Consider the following 21,658-nt stretch of genomic DNA (forward strand, 5'->3'; position numbering starts at 1 on the left):
CTCCGATCGCGATGGAAGAAGGTCTGCGCTTCGCAATCCGCGAAGGCGGCCGTACGGTCGGCGCCGGCGTCGTCGCCAAGATCATCGAGTAAGCCAGTTATTCGTTGATCGACAGTTTTGGGGCTGGCAACAGCCGGCCCCAACATGGTTTAGGGGTATAGCTCAACTGGCAGAGCGTCGGTCTCCAAAACCGAAGGTTGGGGGTTCGATTCCCTCTGCCCCTGCCAAAAATAGCCACGTGTCCTACGTGGCATTTGTTTTAAGGTGTTATGGCGAATCCATCCGTCGAAACTGTAAATACCTCCGGCGATAAGCTGATGCTGGCCCTGGGTGTATTGCTGGTGTTGGCCGGATTCGTGGGCTTCTTCTGGCTGGCCAATCAGCAGTGGTATGTCCGCGGTGCCGCGTTGGCGGTAGGGATCATCGCCGGTGTGGCCGTCGGGCTGATGTCGGCCCCTGGCAAGAGCCTCATCGCTTTTGCCAAGGATTCGTACAAGGAAGTCCGGAAGGTCGTTTGGCCCACCCGCAAGGAAGCAACGCAAACCACGCTCGTCGTGTTCGGTTTCGTGCTCGTGATGGCGATTTTCCTCTGGTTGAGTGACAAATCGATCGAATGGGTGATTTTCTCGGCGATTCTGGGTTGGAAATGATATGAGCGATACTCCGGCATCCCCGAGCGGAAAACGTTGGTACGTCGTGCACGCCTACTCCGGTATGGAGAAGAGCGTGCAACGTGCGCTTCAGGAGCGCATCGAACGTGCTGGCATGCAGGACAAATTCGGTCAGATCCTGGTCCCGACCGAAGAAGTGGTTGAAGTCAAGGGCGGTCACAAGGCGGTGACCGAGCGTCGTTTCTTCCCCGGCTACGTGCTGGTGGAAATGGAGATGACGGACGAAACGTGGCACCTCGTGAAGAACACCGCGAAGGTCACCGGCTTCGTCGGCGGTGCGCGTAACCGCCCGACCCCGATTTCCCCGAAGGAAGTCGAGAAGATCATGTCGCAGATGCAGGAAGGCGTCGAGAAGCCGCGCCCGAAGACCCTGTTCGAAGTCGGCGAGATGGTGCGTGTCAAGGAAGGCCCGTTCACGGACTTCAACGGCACCGTCGAAGAAGTCAACTACGAAAAATCGCGCGTGCGTGTGTCGGTCACCATCTTTGGTCGATCCACCCCGGTCGAACTCGAATTCGGCCAGGTCGAAAAAGTTTGATCCCGATTCGGTGGGCAGCCTCGGCTGCCCACCTTCGCGCTTACGGCCCGCGTCATGGCCGTTGAGGAGCGTCAGTAGCCAGCGGCGAACGCGCGTTATTACTCACCGAACGCCCTTTCGGCGTTCCAATGAGGTTCACAAATGGCAAAGAAGATTATCGGCTTTATCAAGCTGCAGATCCCTGCAGGTAAAGCCAACCCGTCGCCGCCGGTCGGTCCGGCACTGGGCCAGCGCGGCCTGAACATCATGGAGTTCTGCAAGGCGTTCAACGCGCAGACTCAAGGCATGGAGCCGGGTCTGCCGGTGCCGGTGGTCATCACGGCATTCGCTGACAAGAGCTTCACGTTCGTGATGAAGACGCCGCCGGCAACCGTCCTGATCAAGAAGGCGGCGAAGGTGGACAAGGGCTCGAGCAAGCCGCACACCGACAAGGTCGGTTCGATCACGCGCGCTCAAGCCGAAGAAATCGCGAAGACCAAGATGCCGGACCTTACGGCAGCTGATCTGGACGCAGCCGTTCGCACCATCGCTGGTAGCGCACGCTCGATGGGCATCACTGTGGAGGGCGTGTAAATGGCTAAGATCTCCAAGCGCCGTCAGGCATTTGCCGCCAAGGTTGATCGTCAGAAGCTGTACGCGATCGAAGACGCACTGAGCCTCGTGAAGGAATGCGCGAGCGCGAAGTTCGACGAGTCGATCGACGTCGCAGTCCAGCTCGGCATCGATGCAAAGAAGTCGGACCAGGTCGTTCGTGGTTCGGTCGTTCTGCCGGCCGGTACGGGCAAGTCGGTTCGCGTTGCCGTGTTCGCGCAAGGCGAAAAGGCCGAGCAGGCACGTGCAGCAGGCGCGGAAATCGTCGGTATGGAAGACCTGGCTGAGCAGATCAAGGCTGGCCAGATGGACTTCGACATCGTGATCGCTTCGCCGGACACGATGCGTATCGTCGGTACGCTGGGCCAGATCCTCGGCCCGCGCGGCCTGATGCCGAACCCGAAGGTCGGTACGGTCACGCCGGACGTCGCAACCGCCGTCAAGAACGCGAAGGCTGGTCAGGTGCAATTCCGTGTCGACAAGGCCGGTATCATCCACGCGACCATCGGCCGTGCATCGTTCGAGCCGACCGCACTGCGTTCGAACCTGTCGGCGCTGATCGAAGCGCTGCAGAAGGCCAAGCCGGCAACGAGCAAGGGCGTGTACCTGCGCAAGATCGCACTGTCGAGCACGATGGGCGTCGGCGTGCGTGTCGACCAGGCTACGCTGGCAGCACAGTAAGCAAGTATTCGGGCCGCTTCGTTCGCGAAGCGGCCTACATGGGCTTTGGGCGGTTGCTCGTGCAGCAAGGCGAGCAACCGGTTATCAAAGACCGTTGGTGGGGCGCAGCAGTCAGGTGATCCCTTAATTCAAGCCAACGCAGATGGCGAACCCGAAAAAGTTTTGCAGTGGTGAAGCCGCAGGCCGTGAAGCGATTCGCGGCGTGAGGTGGAAATACTCCTAACGAGGTCGGACGCCGTTGTTGAACGAGGTACGTGAGGTTTCGGCCATACCGGCCGCGCCGAACGTATCGTTTCTGGAGGCTAACCGTGCCGCTTAATAGAGAAGACAAGCAAGCCGTCGTCGCTGAGGTTTCCGCGCAAGTCGCGAAGGCCCAGACCGTTGTGCTGGCTGAGTATCGTGGAATTGCGGTTGGCGATCTGACCAAGCTGCGCGCGCAAGCGCGTGAGCAGAAGGTTTACCTGCGCGTGTTGAAGAACACGCTGGCGCGTCGCGCTGTTGAAGGTACGCCGTTTGCTCCGCTGGCAGAGCAGATGACTGGTCCGTTGATCTACGGCATCTCGGAAGATGCAATTGCTGCTGCTAAGGTCGTCAACGACTTCAGCAAGGGCAATGACAAGTTGGTCATCAAGGCTGGTTCGTTCGATGGCAAGGTGATGGACAAGGCTGGCGTGCAAGCGCTGGCAAGCATCCCGAGCCGCGAAGAACTGCTCTCGAAGCTGCTGTTCGTTATGCAATCGCCTGTTTCGGGCTTCGCGCGTGCTCTGGCAGCGCTGGCCGAGAAGAAGCAAGCGGAAGCTGCATAAGCGAGCGTGCATCAGCGTTACTGATCGCTGGCTGTATCCGAATTCAATTTAGGAGTATTTCAAATGGCAATCGCAAAAGAAGACATCCTGGCAGCAGTCGAAGGGATGACCGTTCTGGAACTGAACGAACTGGTCAAGGCGTTCGAAGAGAAGTTTGGCGTGTCGGCAGCTGCAGTGGCAGTCGCTGGCCCGGCAGGCGGCGGCGCTGCTGCTGCTGCAGAAGAGAAGACCGAATTCACGGTCGTCCTGGCTGAAGCCGGCGCCAACAAGGTTTCGGTCATCAAGGCCGTTCGCGAACTGACGGGCCTGGGCCTGAAGGAAGCGAAGGACCTGGTTGACGGTGCACCGAAGCCCGTCAAGGAAGGCGTCGACAAGGCTGCTGCTGAAGAAGCCAAGAAGAAGCTGGAAGAAGCTGGCGCGAAGGTCGAAGTCAAGTAAGTTTCGACGCGCTGTGCGAAGGCTGGCGGTATTTTCACCGCCGGCCTTTTTGTGCTTTGTGGGGACGTTATTCTGGCACTCATTCGGGAGCCCGAATAATCGGCCCCAGAAGCCAAAGAAAACCGCCTGATCGTTGTGAAAGATCACGCACGATTGGCGGTTCTCTTTGTCTTCTGAAGCGACTGCAGAAGGCAAGTTTGGTCGGGTAGCGGGCAACACAGGCATCCGCTGCCGTCAGCCAGCGGTTGGTAGCGGCCAACCACCAAGCTTCTCGGCTCGTTCAAGCCGTCGAACGGCCATCGGGTCTCAGTCGGTGAACACTCGGGTTTGAAACGTCCAGGTATTCCGCCTCGATAGCACCCGCCGTGATTCGGAGATCGTATGCAATATTCCTTCACCGAGAAGAAGCGCATTCGCAAGAGTTTCGCGAAGCGCCCCATCGTTCACCAAGTTCCGTTCTTGCTGGCTACCCAGCTTGAATCATTCAGCACGTTTCTGCAAGCCGATGTGCCGGCGACGCAACGCAAGCCTGAAGGTTTGCAGGCCGCGTTCACATCGGTATTTCCCATTGTTTCGCACAACGGTTTCGCGCGCCTCGAGTTCGTGAGCTATGCGCTGTCCTCGCCGGCATTCAACATCAAGGAATGCCAGCAGCGTGGCCTGACGTACTGCTCCGCGCTGCGCGCGAAGGTCCGCCTTGTCATCCTCGACAAGGAATCGCCGAACAAGCCGGTCGTCAAGGAAGTGAAGGAGCAGGAAGTGTACATGGGCGAAATTCCGCTCATGACGCCGACGGGCTCGTTCGTCATCAACGGCACCGAGCGTGTCATCGTCTCGCAGCTGCACCGTTCGCCGGGCGTGTTCTTCGAACACGACAAGGGCAAGACGCACAGCTCGGGCAAGCTGCTGTTCTCGGCACGGATCATTCCGTACCGCGGCTCGTGGCTCGACTTCGAATTCGATCCGAAGGACATCCTGTACTTCCGCGTCGACCGTCGCCGCAAGATGCCGGTCACGATCCTGCTGAAGGCCATCGGCCTGACGCCGGAACAGATCCTCGCGAACTTCTTCGTGTTCGACAACTTCACGCTGATGGACGAAGGCGCGCAACTCGAGTTCGTGCCCGAGCGCCTGCGTGGTGAAGTCGCGCGTTTCGACATCACGGATCGTGATGGCAAGGTCATCGTCCAGAAGGACAAGCGGATCAACGCGAAGCACATTCGCGACCTCGAAGCCGCGAAGACCAAGTTCATCTCGGTGCCGGAAGACTATCTGCTCGGCCGCGTGCTGGCGAAGAACGTCGTCGACGGCGACACCGGCGAAGTGATCGCGAGCGCGAACGACGAAGTCACGGAAAGCGTGCTCGAGAAGCTGCGCGAAGCGGGCATCAAGGACATCCAGACGCTCTACACGAACGACCTGGACCAGGGCCCGTACATCTCGTCGACGCTGCGTGTCGACGAAACGACCGACAAGACGGCCGCGCGCATCGCGATCTACCGCATGATGCGTCCGGGCGAGCCGCCGACCGAAGAAGCGGTCGAGGCGCTGTTCAACCGTCTGTTCTACAGCGAGGAAGCGTACGACCTGTCGAAGGTCGGCCGCATGAAGTTCAACCGCCGCGTCGGCCGTGACGAGATCGTCGGCCCGATGACGCTGCAGGACGACGACATCCTCGCGACGATCAAGATCCTCGTCGAGCTGCGCAACGGCAAGGGCGAAGTGGACGACATCGACCACCTCGGCAACCGTCGCGTGCGTTGCGTCGGCGAACTGGCGGAAAACCAGTTCCGCGCGGGTCTCGTGCGTGTCGAGCGCGCGGTCAAGGAACGCCTCGGCCAGGCTGAAAGCGAAAACCTGATGCCGCACGACCTGATCAACTCGAAGCCGATTTCGTCGGCGATCCGCGAGTTCTTCGGTTCGTCGCAGCTGTCGCAGTTCATGGACCAGACCAACCCGCTGTCGGAAATCACGCACAAGCGCCGCGTTTCCGCACTGGGCCTGGGCGGTCTGACGCGCGAACGCGCAGGCTTCGAAGTCCGCGACGTGCACCCGACCCACTACGGCCGCGTGTGCCCGATCGAAACGCCGGAAGGTCCGAACATCGGCCTGATCAACTCGCTCGCACTGTACGCGCACCTGAACGAATACGGCTTCCTCGAGACGCCGTACCGCAAGGTCGTGGACAGCAAGGTGACCGACCAGATCGACTACCTGTCGGCGATCGAGGAAGGCCGCTACATGATCGCGCAGGCGAACGCCGCGATCGACGAGAACGGCCAGCTGATCGACGAACTCGTGTCGTCGCGTGAAGCCGGCGAAACGATGATGGTCACGCCGGACCGTATCCAGTACATGGACGTCGCGCCGTCGCAGATCGTGTCGGTGGCAGCCTCGCTGATTCCGTTCCTCGAGCACGATGACGCGAACCGTGCACTGATGGGTTCGAACATGCAGCGTCAGGCGGTGCCGTGTCTGCGTCCGGAAAAGCCGGTCGTCGGTACGGGCATCGAGCGCACCTGCGCGGTCGACTCGGGTACGACGGTTCAGGCGTTCCGCGGCGGCGTCGTCGACTATGTCGACGCGGGCCGTATCGTGATTCGCGTGAACGACGACGAAGCGGTCGCAGGTGAAGTCGGTGTCGACATCTACAACCTGATCAAGTACACGCGTTCGAACCAGAACACGAACATCAACCAGCGTCCGATCGTGAAGATGGGCGACAAGGTCTCGCGCGGCGACGTGCTGGCCGACGGCGCCTCGACGGACCTGGGCGAGCTCGCGCTTGGCCAGAACATGCTGATCGCGTTCATGCCGTGGAACGGCTACAACTTCGAGGATTCGATCCTGATCTCGGAGAAGGTGGTCGCGGACGATCGCTACACGTCGATCCACATCGAAGAGCTGAACGTCGTTGCACGCGACACGAAGCTCGGGCCGGAAGAAATCACGCGCGACATCTCGAACCTGGCGGAAGTCCAGCTCGGCCGTCTCGACGAATCGGGCATCGTGTACATCGGTGCCGAAGTCGAAGCAGGCGACGTGCTGGTCGGCAAGGTCACGCCGAAGGGCGAGACCCAGCTGACGCCGGAAGAGAAGCTGCTGCGCGCGATCTTCGGCGAGAAGGCTTCGGACGTGAAGGACACGTCGCTGCGCGTGCCGTCGGGCATGAGCGGCACCGTGATCGACGTCCAGGTGTTCACGCGTGAAGGCATCCAGCGCGACAAGCGTGCGCAACAGATCATCGACGACGAACTGAAGCGCTACCGCCTCGACCTGAACGACCAGCTGCGCATCGTGGAAGGCGACGCGTTCCAGCGTCTCGCCCGCATGCTCGTGGGCAAGGTCGCGAACGGCGGCCCGAAGAAGCTCGCGAAGGGCACGAAGATCGACCAGGCTTACCTGGAAGACCTCGACCACTACCACTGGTTCGACATCCGCCTGGCGGACGACGAGGCAGCGGCGCAGCTCGAAGCGATCAAGAACTCGATCGAGGAAAAGCGTCACCAGTTCGACCTCGCGTTCGAAGAGAAGCGCAAGAAGCTCACGCAAGGCGACGAACTGCCGCCGGGCGTGCTGAAGATGGTCAAGGTGTACCTCGCGGTGAAGCGCCGTCTGCAGCCTGGCGACAAGATGGCAGGCCGTCACGGTAACAAGGGTGTCGTGTCGAAGATCGTTCCGATCGAAGACATGCCGTACATGGCCGACGGCCGTCCGGCAGACGTCGTGCTGAACCCGCTCGGCGTGCCGTCGCGGATGAACGTGGGTCAGGTTCTCGAAGTGCACCTCGGCTGGGCCGCGAAGGGCCTCGGCTGGCGTATCGGCGAAATGCTGCAGCGTCAGGCGAAGATCGAGGAACTGCGCGTGTTCCTGACGAAGATCTACAACGAGTCGGGCCGCCAGGAAGACCTGGAAAGCTTCACCGACGACGAGATCCTCGAACTCGCGAAGAACCTGCGCGAAGGCGTGCCGTTCGCGACGCCGGTGTTCGACGGTGCGACCGAGGAAGAAATGGGCAAGATGCTCGACCTCGCGTTCCCGGACGACATCGCCGAACAGCTCGGCATGAACCCGTCGAAGAACCAGGTCCGTCTGTACGACGGCCGCACGGGTGAAATGTTCGAACGTCGCGTGACGCTCGGCTACATGCACTACCTGAAGCTGCACCACTTGGTCGACGACAAGATGCACGCGCGTTCGACCGGCCCGTACTCGCTCGTCACGCAGCAGCCGCTGGGTGGTAAGGCGCAGTTCGGTGGCCAGCGTTTCGGTGAAATGGAAGTGTGGGCACTCGAAGCGTACGGCGCGTCCTACGTGCTGCAGGAAATGCTGACGGTGAAGTCGGACGACGTGACCGGCCGGACGAAGGTGTACGAAAACCTCGTCAAGGGCGATCACGTGATCGATGCAGGCATGCCGGAATCCTTCAACGTGCTCGTGAAGGAAATCCGCTCGCTCGGTATCGATATCGATCTCGACCGCAATTAATCGGACTACGGAGAGAAAGCAATGAAAGCTCTGCTCGATCTATTCAAGCAAGTCCAACAGGAAGAAGTTTTCGACGCGATCAAGATCGGTCTGGCCTCGCCGGACAAGATCCGTTCGTGGTCGTTCGGCGAAGTGAAGAAGCCGGAGACCATCAACTACCGTACGTTCAAGCCGGAACGCGATGGTCTCTTCTGCGCGAAGATCTTCGGGCCGATCAAGGACTACGAGTGCCTGTGCGGCAAGTACAAGCGTCTGAAGCACCGCGGCGTGATCTGCGAGAAGTGCGGCGTCGAAGTGACGCTGGCGAAGGTGCGTCGCGAACGGATGGGCCACATCGAACTGGCCTCGCCGGTCGCGCACATCTGGTTCCTGAAGTCGCTGCCGTCGCGTCTGGGCATGGTGCTCGACATGACGCTGCGCGACATCGAACGCGTGCTGTACTTCGAAGCCTATGTGGTGATCGAACCGGGCATGACGCCGCTGAAGGCGCGGCAGATCATGACCGAAGAGGATTACTACAACAAGGTCGAGGAATACGGCGACGAATTCCGTGCCGAGATGGGCGCGGAAGGCGTGCGTGAACTGCTGCGCGCGATCAACATCGACGAGCAGGTCGAGACGCTGCGCACCGAGCTGAAGAACACCGGCTCGGAAGCGAAGATCAAGAAGTACGCGAAGCGCCTGAAGGTCCTCGAGGCATTCCAGCGCTCGGGCATCAAGCCCGAGTGGATGATCCTCGAAGTGCTGCCGGTGCTGCCGCCGGAACTGCGTCCGCTCGTGCCGCTGGACGGCGGCCGCTTCGCGACGTCGGACCTGAACGACCTGTATCGCCGCGTGATCAACCGTAACAACCGGTTGAAGCGTCTGCTTGAGCTGAAGGCGCCTGAAATCATCGTCCGCAACGAAAAGCGGATGCTGCAGGAAGCCGTCGACTCGCTGCTCGACAACGGCCGTCGCGGCAAGGCGATGACGGGCGCGAACAAGCGTCCGCTGAAGTCGCTCGCCGACATGATCAAGGGCAAGGGCGGTCGTTTCCGTCAGAACCTGCTGGGCAAGCGCGTCGACTACTCGGGCCGTTCGGTCATCGTGGTCGGCCCGACGCTGAAGCTGCACCAGTGCGGTCTGCCGAAGCTGATGGCGCTCGAGCTGTTCAAGCCGTTCATCTTCAACAAGCTGGAAGTGATGGGCGTCGCGACGACCATCAAGGCTGCGAAGAAGGAAGTCGAGAACCAGACGCCGGTGGTGTGGGACATCCTCGAAGAGGTGATCCGCGAGCACCCGGTGATGCTGAACCGTGCGCCGACGCTGCACCGTCTCGGTATCCAGGCGTTCGAGCCGGTGCTGATCGAAGGCAAGGCAATCCAGCTGCACCCGCTCGTTTGCGCGGCGTTCAACGCCGACTTCGACGGTGACCAGATGGCCGTTCACGTGCCGCTGTCGCTCGAAGCGCAGATGGAAGCGCGTACGCTGATGCTGGCGTCGAACAACGTGCTGTTCCCGGCCAACGGCGATCCGTCGATCGTGCCGTCGCAGGATATCGTGCTGGGTCTGTACTACGCGACCCGCGAAGCCGTCAACGCGAAGGGCGAAGGCCTGTCGTTCACGGGCGTGTCGGAAGTGATCCGCGCGTACGAGAACAAGGAAGTCGAGCTGGCCTCGCGCGTCAACGTGCGGATCACCGAAATGGTCCGCAACGAGGACACGTCGGAAGGCGCGCCGGAATTCGTGCCGAAGATCTCGCTGTACGCGACGACCGTCGGCCGCGCGATCCTGTCGGAGATCCTGCCGCACGGCCTGCCGTTCTCGGTGCTGAACAAGCCGCTGAAGAAGAAGGAAATCTCGCGCCTGATCAACACGGCGTTCCGCAAGTGCGGTCTGCGCGCGACGGTGGTGTTCGCCGACCAGCTGATGCAGTCGGGTTTCCGTCTCGCGACGCGTGCCGGCATTTCGATCTGCGTGGACGACATGCTCGTGCCGCCGCAGAAGGAAACGATCGTCGGCGACGCCGCGAAGAAGGTGAAGGAGTACGACCGCCAGTACATGTCCGGTCTCGTCACCGCGCAGGAACGCTACAACAACGTGGTCGACATCTGGTCGGCAACGTCGGAAGCGGTCGGCAAGGCGATGATGGAGCAGCTGTCGACGGAGCCGGTGACGGACCGCGACGGCAAGGAAACGCGCCAGGAGTCGTTCAACTCGATCTACATGATGGCCGACTCGGGCGCCCGGGGTTCGGCGGTTCAGATTCGTCAGCTGGCCGGTATGCGCGGCCTGATGGCGAAGCCGGACGGCTCGATTATCGAGACGCCGATTACCGCGAACTTCCGCGAAGGTCTGAACGTGTTGCAGTACTTCATCTCGACCCACGGTGCACGTAAGGGTCTGGCTGATACGGCACTGAAGACCGCGAACTCGGGTTACCTGACGCGTCGTCTCGTCGACGTCACGCAGGATCTGGTCGTGGTGGAAGACGATTGCGGCACGTCGAACGGCGTCGCGATGAAGGCGCTGGTCGAAGGCGGTGAAGTCGTCGAAGCGCTGCGCGACCGTATCCTCGGCCGCGTCGCGGTCGCGGACGTCGTGAACCCGGAAACGCAGGAAACGGTGTACGAATCGGGCACGCTGCTCGACGAAACGGCGGTCGAGGAAATCGAACGCCTCGGCATCGACGAAGTGCGCGTGCGCACGCCGCTGACCTGCGAAACGCGCTACGGCCTGTGCGCGGCCTGCTACGGCCGTGACCTCGGCCGCGGCTCGCTCGTGAACGTCGGCGAAGCAGTCGGCGTGATCGCCGCACAGTCGATCGGTGAGCCGGGCACGCAGCTGACGATGCGTACCTTCCACATCGGTGGTGCGGCATCGCGTGCGGCAGTGGCTTCGTCGGTCGAAGCGAAGAGCAACGGTATCGTGCGCTTCACGGCGACGATGCGCTACGTCACGAACGCGAAGGGCGAGCAGATCGTCATTTCCCGCTCGGGCGAAGCGATGATCACCGACGACTTCGGTCGCGAGCGCGAGCGTCACAAAGTGCCGTACGGCGCGACGCTGCTGCAGCTCGACGGCGCGACGATCAAGGCCGGCACGCAGCTCGCCACGTGGGATCCGCTGACGCGTCCGATCATCACCGAGTACGGTGGTACGGTGAAGTTCGAGAACGTCGAGGAAGGCGTGACCGTCGCGAAGCAGATCGACGACGTGACCGGCCTGTCGACGCTGGTCGTGATCGACGTGAAGCGTCGCGGTTCGCAGGCTTCGAAGAGCGTGCGTCCGCAGGTGAAGCTGCTCGACGCGAACGGCGACGAAGTGAAGATTCCGGGCACGGAGCACGCGGTGCAGATCGGCTTCCAGGTCGGCGCACTGATCACCGTGAAGGACGGCCAGCAGGTGCAGGTCGGTGAAGTGCTCGCACGTATCCCGACCGAAGCGCAGAAGACGCGTGACATTACCGGCGGTCTGCCGCGGGTGGCGGAACTGTTCGAAGCGCGTTCGCCGAAGGATGCCGGCATTCTCGCGGAAGTCACGGGTACGACGTCGTTCGGCAAGGACACGAAGGGCAAGCAGCGTCTCGTCATCACGGATCTCGAGGGCAACCAGCACGAGTTCCTGATCGCGAAGGAAAAGCAGGTTCTGGTTCACGATGCCCAGGTCGTCAACAAGGGCGAAATGATCGTGGACGGTCCGGCCGATCCGCACGACATCCTGCGTCTGCAGGGTATCGAGGCGCTGTCGCGCTACATCGTCGACGAAGTGCAGGACGTGTATCGTCTGCAGGGCGTGAAGATCAACGACAAGCACATCGAGGTGATCGTTCGCCAGATGCTGCGTCGTGTGCAGATCACCGACAACGGCGATACGCGCTTCATCCCGGGCGAACAGGTCGAGCGTTCCGACATGCTGGACGAGAACGATCGCATGATCGCCGAGGGCAAGCGCCCGGCTTCGTACGACAACGTGCTGCTCGGTATCACGAAGGCATCGCTGTCGACCGACTCGTTCATCTCTGCGGCATCGTTCCAGGAAACGACCCGCGTGCTGACCGAAGCGGCGATCATGGGCAAGCGCGACGATCTGCGCGGCCTGAAGGAAAACGTGATCGTCGGCCGTCTGATTCCGGCCGGTACGGGTCTCGCGTTCCACAAGGCACGCAAGGCGAAGGAATCGTCGGATCGCGAGCGTTTCGACCAGATCGCAGCGGAAGAGGCATTCGACTTCGGCACGCCGAGCGCGCCGGCGGAAGAGCCGCAACACCCGGCAGCCGAGTAAGTGCGGGCGGCGCAAGCCGCCTCACCTCGCTGTCACCGAAACCGTCCGGTTCCGCCGGGCGGTTTTTTTTCATCCGTCGTTCACGTGCATGACGTGCCTGAGCCGCGCCCGCGCATGCCCGCAATCGCCGGCCGCGCGGCCGCGACAGGCCCGCGATGCACGCGAACGGACCCTGACCGAACGGCCAACAACGCTCGATTCGCCACGCGCCGCGCAAGCGGGTTGTTAAAATCGCGATCATCGTTCAGCCGTCCTTGTTCCCATTCATGTCCCGCGCCCTCGAAATCCTCGACGAAGTCTTTGGTTATTCCGCCTTTCGCGGCCAGCAGGGCGAGATCGTCGAGCACGTCGCCGGCGGCGGCGATTGTCTCGTGCTGATGCCCACGGGCGGCGGCAAGTCGTTGTGCTACCAGATCCCGGCGCTGCTGCGCCGCGAGGCCGGGCAGGGCGCCGGCATCGTCGTGTCGCCGTTGATCGCGCTGATGCAGGACCAGGTCGCCGCGCTGCGCGAAGTCGGCGTGCGCGCGGCCTACCTGAATTCGACGCTGTCGGGCGCCGAGGCCGCGGCCACCGAGCGCGCGCTGCGCGAAGGCGAGATCGACCTGCTGTACGTCGCACCGGAGCGGCTGATGACCGGGCGCTTCCTCGACCTGCTCGAACGCGCGAAGATCGGCCTGTTCGCGATCGACGAAGCGCACTGCGTGTCGCAATGGGGGCACGATTTCCGTCCGGAATACATCCAGCTGTCGGTGCTTCACGAGCGCTTCCCGTCGGTGCCGCGCATCGCGCTGACGGCCACGGCCGACGCGATCACGCGCGACGAGATCATCCATCGTCTCGCGCTCGACGACGCACGCGTGTTCGTATCGAGCTTCGATCGCCCCAACATCCGCTACCGGATCGTCGAGAAGGACAACGCGCGCGCGCAGCTGCTCGACTTCATCCGCGCGGAGCACACGAATGCCGACGGCACGACCGACGCCGGCGTCGTCTATTGCCTGTCGCGTCGCAAGGTCGAGGAAACCGCCGAATGGCTGAAGGCGCAAGGCGTGCGGGCGCTGCCCTATCACGCCGGGATGGAGTTCGAGGTGCGGCAGAAGCACCAGGAAATGTTCCAGCGCGAAGAGGGTATCGTGATGTGCGCGACGATCGCGTTCGGCATGGGCATCGACAAGCCCGACGTGCGCTTCGTCGCGCACCTGGATCTGCCGAAGAGCGTCGAAGGCTACTACCAGGAAACGGGCCGTGCGGGCCGCGACGGGATGCCCGCGAATGCGTGGATGGCGTACGGCCTCGGCGACGTCGTCCAGCAGCGCAAGATGATCGACGAATCGGATGCGGACGACGCACACAAGCGCGTGCAGACGTCGAAGCTCGACGCGCTGCTCGGGCTGTGCGAGACGATTTCGTGCCGCCGCGTGCGGCTGCTGAACTACTTCGGCGAAGAGAGCCGGCCGTGCGGCAACTGCGACACCTGCCTCGAGCCGCCCGCGTCGTGGGACGCCACGCGCGAGGCGCAGATGGCGTTGTCGTGCGTGTTCCGCGCGCAGCGCGCGAGCGGTTTCAATTTCGGCTCGAGCCACCTGATCGAGATCCTGCGCGGCGGGCGCACCGAGAAGGTGTTGCAGCGCGGCCACGACCAGCTCAGCACGTTCGGGATCGGCGCGGCGCTGTCCGAACCGGAATGGCGCGCGATTTTCAGGCAGCTCGTCGCGTACGGCTACCTGGCGGTCGACCATGGCGGCTTTGGCGCGCTGATGCTGACGGAGGCCGCGAAGGCCGTGCTGAAGAACGAGGAGAAGGTCACGCTGCGCCGCTACGTGAAGCCGCAGCGCACGCGCCAGTCGTCGAGCCGCAGCGGCACGCGCGTCGATCCGACCGCCGGCATGGGCACGCGCGAGCGCGCACGGTGGGACGCGTTGCGCGCGTGGCGCGCGGAAACCGCGAAGACCGACGGCGTGCCGGCCTACGTGATCTTCCACGATGCGACGCTCGCGGAAATCGCGCGCAACGCACCGGAGTCGATCGACGACCTGCGCCACATCCCCGGCATGGGCGTACGCAAGCTCGAACGCTTCGGCGACGAGATCATCGACGTGGTCGAATCGGCCTGACACAGGTGTTCGGACCCTTCCTGTAAACCACGCGGTCGACCGGCAAATCACGCAACCCGTTGACTTAGTTGGTATTTCCGGACTATTATGCTGGGTTCCGGTATTCGGTGGGCTGTGTCGCGTTCGAAAGCGCGCGCCCGATTCGCCGGTGCGGAAGTCAACTGTGCGCCGATTCTCGCTTTGCCCGAAATCGATGCGCAGATTTTGTTCAATTTCAGGAATAAACAATGCCAACCATCAACCAACTGGTTCGCAAAGGCCGTCAGTCGGAAACGACGAAGAGCAAGAGCCCGGCCCTGCAGGACTGCCCCCAGCGTCGCGGCGTGTGCACCCGTGTGTACACGACGACGCCGAAGAAGCCGAACTCGGCACTCCGTAAGGTCGCCAAGGTTCGTCTGACGAACGGCTTCGAAGTGATTTCGTACATCGGCGGTGAAGGCCACAACCTGCAGGAACACTCGGTTGTGCTGATCCGCGGCGGCCGTGTGAAGGACTTGCCGGGTGTGCGTTACCACATGGTTCGCGGCTCGCTGGATACCCAGGGCGTCAAGGACCGTAAGCAAGCGCGCTCGAAGTACGGCGCGAAGCGTGCAAAGGCTGCCAAGTAAGCAGTTTTTGATCAGGGATCGCCGCAGGGCGGTCAAGGCGGGAGTGCCGGATTGCCGGTGCTGTCGAGTAAGTGGTCACCCGGCCAAGCTGGTTAGTCGTGAAGATGTGATCGGGTTTGTTGGTGGCCGCGGAGCTGGAACCAGCTCCAACTGAACAAGTAAAGGAAGAATCATGCCGCGTCGTCGCGAAGTCCCCAAGCGGGAAGTGTTGCCGGATCCGAAGTTCGGCAACGTTGATGTTGCCAAGTTCATGAACATGCTGATGCTGTCCGGCAAGAAGTCGGTCGCAGAGCGCATCGTTTATGGCGCATTCGAACAAATCCAGACCAAGGGTGGCAAGGACCCGCTGGAAGTGTTCACGGTTGCGCTCAACAACGTGAAGCCGGTGGTCGAAGTGAAGAGCCGTCGCGTTGGTGGTGCCAACTATCAAGTTCCGGTCGAAGTGCGCCCGTCGCGTCGTATGGCATTGGCGATGCGCTGGCTGCGTGAGGCTGCGAAGAAGCGCAGCGAGAAGTCGATGGCCCTGCGCCTGGCAGGTGAACTCTCCGAAGCGGCCGAAGGCCGTGGCGGCGCGATGAAGAAGCGCGACGAAGTTCACCGCATGGCAGAAGCCAACCGCGCGTTCTCGCATTTCCGTTTCTAAGCGCCTGGCTGGGCTGTTAGCGGAAATAAATTCCGGGCGGGTGCGCTTTTCAGGCGCCTCGCCCGTTTGTGTTGAAGCATGATGCAGCCGGGCTGCATCGTGTTATCCCAGTAGAGGATCAAAGTGGCTCGCAAGACTCCTATCGAGCGCTACCGCAATATCGGTATTAGCGCTCACATCGACGCCGGCAAAACGACGACGACCGAGCGCATTCTGTTTTACACCGGTGTGAACCACAAGATCGGTGAAGTCCACGACGGCGCAGCCACGATGGACTGGATGGAGCAGGAACAGGAACGTGGCATCACGATCACGTCCGCTGCTACCACGGCCTTCTGGAAGGGCATGGGCGGCAACTATCCGGAACACCGCATCAACATCATCGACACCCCGGGCCACGTCGACTTCACGATCGAAGTCGAGCGCTCGATGCGCGTGCTCGACGGCGCGTGCATGGTGTACTGCGCAGTGGGCGGCGTGCAGCCGCAGTCGGAAACGGTGTGGCGCCAGGCGAACAAGTACAAGGTGCCGCGTCTCGCGTTCGTCAACAAGATGGACCGTACCGGCGCGAACTTCTTCAAGGTCTACGACCAGCTCCGTCTGCGCCTGAAGGCGAACCCGGTTCCGGTCGTGGTGCCGATCGGCGCGGAAGAAAACTTCAAGGGCGTCGTCGACCTGATCAAGATGAAGGCGATCATTTGGGACGAAGCGTCGCAAGGCACGAAGTTCGACTACGTCGACATCCCGGCCGAGCTCGCGGAGACCTGCAAGGAATGGCGCGAGAAGATGGTCGAAGTGGCTGCCGAAGCCAGCGAAGACCTGATGAACAAGTACCTGGAAGAAGGTGATCTGCCGGAAGCCGACATCGTCAAGGCGCTGCGCGACCGTACGATCGCGTGCGAAATCCAGCCGATGCTGTGCGGTACCGCGTTCAAGAACAAGGGCGTGCAGCGTATGCTCGACGCCGTGATCGACTTCCTGCCGTCGCCGGTCGACATCCCGCCGGTCAAGGGCGAGCTCGAAAACGGTGAAGAAGCGGAGCGCAAGGCGTCGGACGAAGAGAAGTTCTCGTCGCTCGCGTTCAAGATCATGACCGACCCGTTCGTCGGCCAGCTGATCTTCTTCCGTGTGTACTCGGGCGTCGTCAATTCGGGCGACACGCTGCTGAACTCGACCAAGGGCAAGAAGGAACGCCTCGGCCGTATTCTGCAGATGCACGCGAACCAGCGTGAGGAAATCAAGGAAGTTCGCGCAGGCGACATCGCTGCTGCGGTCGGCCTGAAGGAAGCGACCACGGGCGACACGCTGTGCGACCCGGCGAACCCGATCGTTCTCGAGCGCATGGTGTTCCCGGAGCCGGTGATCTCGCAGGCTGTCGAGCCGAAGACCAAGGCTGACCAGGAAAAGATGGGCCTCGCACTGAACCGTCTGGCTCAGGAAGACCCGTCGTTCCGCGTGCAGACCGACGAAGAATCGGGCCAGACCATCATTTCGGGCATGGGCGAGCTCCACCTCGAAATTCTGGTCGACCGGATGAAGCGTGAATTCGGCGTGGAAGCAACCGTCGGCAAGCCGCAGGTTGCGTACCGCGAGACGATCCGCTCGACGGCGAAGGATGTCGACGGCAAGTTCGTCAAGCAATCGGGTGGTCGCGGCCAGTACGGTCACGCGGTCATCACGCTCGAGCCGAACGAACAAGGCAAGGGCTACGAGTTCTTCGACGAGATCAAGGGTGGTGTGATTCCGCGTGAATACATCCCGGCGGTCGACAAGGGTATCCAGGACACGCTGAAGTCGGGCGTGCTGGCTGGCTTCCCGGTCGTCGACGTGAAGGTTCACCTGACGTTCGGTTCGTACCACGACGTTGACTCGAACGAAAACGCGTTCCGCATGGCCGGTTCGATGGCGTTCAAGGAAGCGATGCGCAAGGCGAACCCGGTCGTCCTCGAGCCGATGATGGCCGTCGAAGTCGAGACGCCGGAAGACTACATGGGCAACGTGATGGGCGACCTGTCGGGCCGTCGCGGTATCGTCCAGGGCATGGAAGACATGGTCGGCGGCGGCAAGATCGTTCGCGCCGAAGTGCCGCTGTCGGAAATGTTCGGTTACTCGACGTCGCTGCGCTCGCTGACGCAAGGTCGCGCAACGTACACGATGGAGTTCAAGCACTACGCTGAAGCTCCGCGCAACGTTGCCGAAGCGATCATCAGCGCGAAGTCGAAGTAAATCTGCAGCTACCAACTGATTATTTTTTGAAAGAAGAGAACCATGGCAAAAGAAAAGTTTGAGCGGACCAAGCCGCACGTGAACGTTGGTGCGATTGGTCACGTTGACCACGGCAAGACGACGCTGACGGCAGCGATCACGACGGTTCTGACGAAGAAGTTCGGCGGCGAAGCGAAGGCGTACGACCAGATCGACGCGGCACCGGAAGAAAAGGCGCGCGGCATCACGATCAACACGGCACACGTCGAGTATGAAACGGCGAACCGCCACTACGCACACGTCGACTGCCCGGGCCACGCTGACTATGTGAAGAACATGATCACGGGCGCAGCGCAGATGGACGGCGCGATCCTGGTTTGCTCGGCAGCTGACGGCCCGATGCCGCAGACGCGTGAGCACATCCTGCTGGCGCGTCAGGTTGGCGTTCCGTACATCATCGTGTTCCTGAACAAGTGCGACATGGTGGACGACGCTGAACTGCTCGAGCTGGTCGAGATGGAAGTTCGCGAGCTGCTGTCGAAGTACGACTTCCCGGGCGACGACACGCCGATCGTGAAGGGTTCGGCGAAGCTGGCGCTGGAAGGCGACACGGGCGAGCTGGGCGAAGTGGCGATCATGAGCCTGGCCGACGCGCTGGACACGTACATCCCGACGCCGGAGCGTGCAGTTGACGGCGCGTTCCTGATGCCGGTGGAAGACGTGTTCTCGATCTCGGGCCGTGGTACGGTGGTGACGGGTCGTGTCGAGCGCGGCATCGTGAAGGTCGGCGAGGAAATCGAAATCGTCGGTATCAAGCCGACGGTGAAGACGACCTGCACGGGCGTTGAAATGTTCCGCAAGCTGCTGGACCAAGGTCAGGCAGGCGACAACGTGGGTATCCTGCTGCGCGGCACGAAGCGTGAAGACGTGGAGCGTGGCCAGGTTCTGGCGAAGCCGGGTTCGATCACGCCGCACACGCACTTCACGGCTGAAGTGTACGTGCTGAGCAAGGACGAAGGCGGCCGTCACACGCCGTTCTTCAACAACTACCGTCCGCAGTTCTACTTCCGTACGACGGACGTGACGGGCTCGATCGAGCTGCCGAAGGACAAGGAAATGGTGATGCCGGGCGACAACGTGTCGATCACGGTGAAGCTGATCGCTCCGATCGCGATGGAAGAAGGTCTGCGCTTCGCAATCCGCGAAGGCGGCCGTACGGTCGGCGCCGGCGTCGTCGCCAAGATCATCGAGTAACATCGACGATCCGCGGATCCCGACGGGGTCCGCGATTCCGCGGTACGCGGTTGTGCCGTCGAAACCGGGTGTCCAGCTTGTGCTGGCACCCGGTTTTGTTTTTCCGGCGGCGCGTTGCGCGGGCCGTGAAATGCACGCCACGGTTTCAGAATTTCGTGTAGAATCGCCGGCTTAGCAGTGGAAGTACTGTCCGGAACCTGATGCTTCGCTCCCCGCTGGCGTCATGTTTCACGTTCTTTTAGTGTCCGGCGATGCAACATCGCCTCGCTCTTTTCAAGGAATCGTCATGCAGCAACAGAAAATCCGCATTCGCCTGAAGGCATTCGACTATCGTCTGATCGATCAATCGGCTGCCGAGATCGTCGATACCGCGAAGCGGACTGGCGCAATCGTCCGTGGCCCGGTGCCGCTGCCGACGCGCATTCAGCGTTTTGACATCCTGCGTTCGCCGCACGTCAACAAGACGTCGCGCGATCAGCTCGAAATCCGCACCCACCAGCGCCTGATGGACATCGTCGACCCGACGGACAAGACCGTCGACGCGCTGATGAAGCTCGACCTGCCGGCTGGCGTCGACGTGGAAATCAAGCTGCAGTAAGGCTTCCGGCGCCGATCGGCATGCCGGGCGGCGCTAAGTCTTTGTATTGCTTGCGGAAATGGAAAAGTCGGGCTATACTGCTTGGCTTTTCGCGTATTCGCGTAAAAAAGTTGGGCCTTGCGTGCCCGGCATTTTGTAAATCAGCCCCGACCAATCGCAGTCGGGAATGGAGAAAATGATGAGCCTTGGACTCGTAGGTCGCAAGGTTGGCATGACCCGTATCTTCACGGCTGAAGGGGATTCGATTCCCGTCACCGTGCTGGACGTGTCGGACAACCGCGTGACGCAGATCAAGACTGTTGAAACCGACGGCTACACGGCCGTGCAGGTTGCATTCGGCTCCCGTCGTGCATCGCGCGTGACGAAGCCGCTGGCAGGTCATCTCGCCAAAGCCGGTGTCGAAGCCGGTGAAATCCTCAAGGAATTCCGCATTGATGCGGCCAAGGCAGCCGAGCTGTCGAATGGCGCCGTGGTCGGTGCAGATCTTTTCGAAGTGGGCCAGAAGGTCGACGTGCAAGGCGTGTCGATCGGTAAGGGCTACGCCGGTACGATCAAGCGTTACAACTTCTCCTCCGGCCGTGCCACGCACGGTAACTCGCGCTCGCACAACGTGCCGGGCTCGATCGGTATGGCGCAGGATCCGGGTCGTGTTTTCCCGGGTAAACGCATGACGGGTCACATGGGTGACGTGACGGTGACGGTGCAGAACCTCGAAATCGCTCGTATCGACGCAGAGCGCAAGCTGCTGCTCGTGAAGGGTGCGATTCCGGGCGCGAAGGGCGGCAAGGTCTTCGTGACGCCGGCCGTCAAGACCAAGGGGGCGAAATAATGGAACTCAAGCTCCTGAACGAAAATGGTCAGGAAGGTGCAGTGGTCAACGCATCGGACGTCGTGTTCGGTCGTGACTACAACGAAGCGCTGATCCACCAGGTCGTCGTCGCTTACCAGGCGAATGCTCGCCAGGGTAACCGCGCACAGAAGGACCGTGAGCAAGTCAAGCACACGACCAAGAAGCCGTGGCGCCAGAAGGGTACGGGCCGTGCTCGTGCCGGTATGTCGTCGAGCCCGTTGTGGCGTGGCGGTGGTCGTATCTTCCCGAATTCGCCGGAAGAAAACTTCTCGCACAAGGTCAACAAGAAGATGCATCGCGCAGGTCTCTGCTCGATCTTCTCGCAGCTGGCCCGTGAAGGCCGCCTGTCGGTCGTCGAGGACATCATCCTCGAAGCGCCGAAGACCAAGCTGCTGGCCGACAAATTCAAGACCATGGGTCTCGACTCCGTGCTGATCATCACCGACACGGTTGACGAAAACCTGTACCTGGCATCGCGCAACCTGCCGCACGTGGCAATTGTCGAGCCGCGCTACGCTGACCCGCTGTCGCTGATCTACTTCAAGAAAGTGCTGGTCACGAAGGCTGCGGTCGCCCAGATCGAGGAGTTGCTGTCATGAGCGAGATTCGCAAGAACGATCATCGTTTGATGCAGGTCCTGCTCGCACCGGTGATCTCGGAAAAGGCGACGCTGGTTGCCGACAAGAACGAGCAAGTCGTGTTCGAAGTCGCACCGGATGCCACGAAGCAGGAAGTGAAGGCGGCCGTCGAGCTGCTGTTCAAGGTTGAAGTTGATTCCGTCAACGTGCTGGTTCAGAAGGGCAAGCAAAAGCGCTTTGGCCGTTCGATGGGCCGCCGCAAGGACGTGAAGAAGGCGTACGTTTGCCTGAAGCCCGGCCAGGAAATCAACTTTGAAGCGGAGGCCAAGTAA

At 61.6% G+C, this 21,658-nt stretch carries 18 protein-coding genes and 1 tRNA gene; all 19 read left to right on the forward strand.

The window, feature by feature from the left end:
* A partial coding sequence (locus tag HWX00_RS27050) for an EF-Tu C-terminal domain-related protein (protein ID WP_076604501.1) occupies positions 1–92 on the forward strand: 92 nt, incomplete at its 5' end.
* Between the two features lie 59 nt (positions 93–151).
* A tRNA-Trp gene (locus HWX00_RS27055) sits at positions 152–227 on the forward strand.
* Between the two features lie 42 nt (positions 228–269).
* Positions 270–650: a preprotein translocase subunit SecE gene (secE, locus tag HWX00_RS27060; protein WP_006482892.1), complete on the forward strand. Its 381-nt coding sequence runs from the start codon at positions 270–272 to the stop codon at positions 648–650.
* A 1-nt stretch (position 651) separates the two neighbouring features.
* Positions 652–1,209, forward strand: a complete 558-nt coding sequence (gene nusG, locus HWX00_RS27065; protein WP_006400672.1) for a transcription termination/antitermination protein NusG — start codon at positions 652–654, stop codon at positions 1,207–1,209.
* Between the two features lie 141 nt (positions 1,210–1,350).
* On the forward strand, positions 1,351–1,782 hold the full coding sequence (gene rplK / locus HWX00_RS27070; RefSeq protein ID WP_006477201.1) for a 50S ribosomal protein L11: 432 nt from the start codon (positions 1,351–1,353) through the stop codon (positions 1,780–1,782).
* A complete protein-coding gene (rplA, locus tag HWX00_RS27075) occupies positions 1,783–2,481 on the forward strand; it encodes a 50S ribosomal protein L1 (RefSeq protein ID WP_006482906.1) in 699 nt (232 codons plus the stop codon).
* 308 nt (positions 2,482–2,789) lie between these two features.
* Complete coding sequence (gene rplJ, locus HWX00_RS27080) at positions 2,790–3,287, forward strand: 50S ribosomal protein L10 (protein ID WP_034191212.1); 498 nt, start codon at positions 2,790–2,792, stop codon at positions 3,285–3,287.
* Between the two features lie 63 nt (positions 3,288–3,350).
* The gene (gene rplL / locus HWX00_RS27085) at positions 3,351–3,725 is read left to right on the forward strand and encodes a 50S ribosomal protein L7/L12 (protein WP_006477198.1); all 375 of its coding nucleotides are present in this window, start codon (positions 3,351–3,353) and stop codon (positions 3,723–3,725) included.
* A gap of 381 nt (positions 3,726–4,106) precedes the next feature.
* On the forward strand, positions 4,107–8,213 hold the full coding sequence (gene rpoB, locus HWX00_RS27090) for a DNA-directed RNA polymerase subunit beta (RefSeq protein ID WP_175029230.1): 4,107 nt from the start codon (positions 4,107–4,109) through the stop codon (positions 8,211–8,213).
* Positions 8,214–8,234: 21 nt separating this feature from the next.
* A complete protein-coding gene (rpoC, locus tag HWX00_RS27095; protein ID WP_034191214.1) occupies positions 8,235–12,476 on the forward strand; it encodes a DNA-directed RNA polymerase subunit beta' in 4,242 nt (1,413 codons plus the stop codon).
* A 266-nt stretch (positions 12,477–12,742) separates the two neighbouring features.
* Positions 12,743–14,590: a DNA helicase RecQ gene (gene recQ, locus HWX00_RS27100; RefSeq protein WP_034191215.1), complete on the forward strand. Its 1,848-nt coding sequence runs from the start codon at positions 12,743–12,745 to the stop codon at positions 14,588–14,590.
* Between the two features lie 227 nt (positions 14,591–14,817).
* Entirely contained in the window at positions 14,818–15,198 is a 381-nt protein-coding gene (gene rpsL / locus HWX00_RS27105; protein WP_006400662.1) for a 30S ribosomal protein S12, read from the forward strand.
* 172 nt (positions 15,199–15,370) lie between these two features.
* Entirely contained in the window at positions 15,371–15,841 is a 471-nt protein-coding gene (rpsG, locus tag HWX00_RS27110) for a 30S ribosomal protein S7 (RefSeq protein WP_006477195.1), read from the forward strand.
* A 123-nt stretch (positions 15,842–15,964) separates the two neighbouring features.
* Positions 15,965–18,067: an elongation factor G gene (gene fusA / locus HWX00_RS27115; RefSeq protein WP_006482929.1), complete on the forward strand. Its 2,103-nt coding sequence runs from the start codon at positions 15,965–15,967 to the stop codon at positions 18,065–18,067.
* Between the two features lie 42 nt (positions 18,068–18,109).
* Entirely contained in the window at positions 18,110–19,300 is a 1,191-nt protein-coding gene (gene tuf / locus HWX00_RS27120; RefSeq protein ID WP_175868158.1) for an elongation factor Tu, read from the forward strand.
* A gap of 286 nt (positions 19,301–19,586) precedes the next feature.
* Positions 19,587–19,898: a 30S ribosomal protein S10 gene (gene rpsJ, locus HWX00_RS27125; protein WP_004199280.1), complete on the forward strand. Its 312-nt coding sequence runs from the start codon at positions 19,587–19,589 to the stop codon at positions 19,896–19,898.
* Between the two features lie 178 nt (positions 19,899–20,076).
* Positions 20,077–20,727, forward strand: coding sequence for a 50S ribosomal protein L3 (rplC, locus tag HWX00_RS27130; protein ID WP_006482922.1), 651 nt, complete (start codon positions 20,077–20,079; stop codon positions 20,725–20,727).
* Complete coding sequence (gene rplD / locus HWX00_RS27135) at positions 20,727–21,347, forward strand: 50S ribosomal protein L4 (RefSeq protein WP_006477192.1); 621 nt, start codon at positions 20,727–20,729, stop codon at positions 21,345–21,347. Before rplC ends, rplD begins: the two co-directional genes overlap by 1 nt.
* On the forward strand, positions 21,344–21,658 hold the full coding sequence (rplW, locus tag HWX00_RS27140; protein ID WP_004199275.1) for a 50S ribosomal protein L23: 315 nt from the start codon (positions 21,344–21,346) through the stop codon (positions 21,656–21,658). The genes rplD and rplW overlap by 4 nt, the downstream gene beginning before the upstream one ends.

This window comes from Burkholderia seminalis DSM 23518 (genome assembly GCF_902832885.1).
Classification (GTDB): domain Bacteria; phylum Pseudomonadota; class Gammaproteobacteria; order Burkholderiales; family Burkholderiaceae; genus Burkholderia; species Burkholderia seminalis.

What these genes read in the sequence shown, in the direction of transcription:
- rplK (WP_006477201.1), top strand. Translation starts at nt 1,351, where the DNA reads ATGGCAAAGAAGATTATCGGCTTTATCAAGCTGCAGATCCCTGCAGGT.
- nusG (WP_006400672.1), top strand. Translation starts at nt 652, where the DNA reads ATGAGCGATACTCCGGCATCCCCGAGCGGAAAACGTTGGTACGTCGTG.
- recQ (WP_034191215.1), top strand. Translation starts at nt 12,743, where the DNA reads ATGTCCCGCGCCCTCGAAATCCTCGACGAAGTCTTTGGTTATTCCGCC.
- rplL (WP_006477198.1), top strand. Translation starts at nt 3,351, where the DNA reads ATGGCAATCGCAAAAGAAGACATCCTGGCAGCAGTCGAAGGGATGACC.
- rplA (WP_006482906.1), top strand. Translation starts at nt 1,783, where the DNA reads ATGGCTAAGATCTCCAAGCGCCGTCAGGCATTTGCCGCCAAGGTTGAT.
- secE (WP_006482892.1), top strand. Translation starts at nt 270, where the DNA reads ATGGCGAATCCATCCGTCGAAACTGTAAATACCTCCGGCGATAAGCTG.
- rplC (WP_006482922.1), top strand. Translation starts at nt 20,077, where the DNA reads ATGAGCCTTGGACTCGTAGGTCGCAAGGTTGGCATGACCCGTATCTTC.
- tuf (WP_175868158.1), top strand. Translation starts at nt 18,110, where the DNA reads ATGGCAAAAGAAAAGTTTGAGCGGACCAAGCCGCACGTGAACGTTGGT.
- rpoB (WP_175029230.1), top strand. Translation starts at nt 4,107, where the DNA reads ATGCAATATTCCTTCACCGAGAAGAAGCGCATTCGCAAGAGTTTCGCG.
- rpsG (WP_006477195.1), top strand. Translation starts at nt 15,371, where the DNA reads ATGCCGCGTCGTCGCGAAGTCCCCAAGCGGGAAGTGTTGCCGGATCCG.
- rplD (WP_006477192.1), top strand. Translation starts at nt 20,727, where the DNA reads ATGGAACTCAAGCTCCTGAACGAAAATGGTCAGGAAGGTGCAGTGGTC.
- rplW (WP_004199275.1), top strand. Translation starts at nt 21,344, where the DNA reads ATGAGCGAGATTCGCAAGAACGATCATCGTTTGATGCAGGTCCTGCTC.
- rpsL (WP_006400662.1), top strand. Translation starts at nt 14,818, where the DNA reads ATGCCAACCATCAACCAACTGGTTCGCAAAGGCCGTCAGTCGGAAACG.
- rpoC (WP_034191214.1), top strand. Translation starts at nt 8,235, where the DNA reads ATGAAAGCTCTGCTCGATCTATTCAAGCAAGTCCAACAGGAAGAAGTT.
- rpsJ (WP_004199280.1), top strand. Translation starts at nt 19,587, where the DNA reads ATGCAGCAACAGAAAATCCGCATTCGCCTGAAGGCATTCGACTATCGT.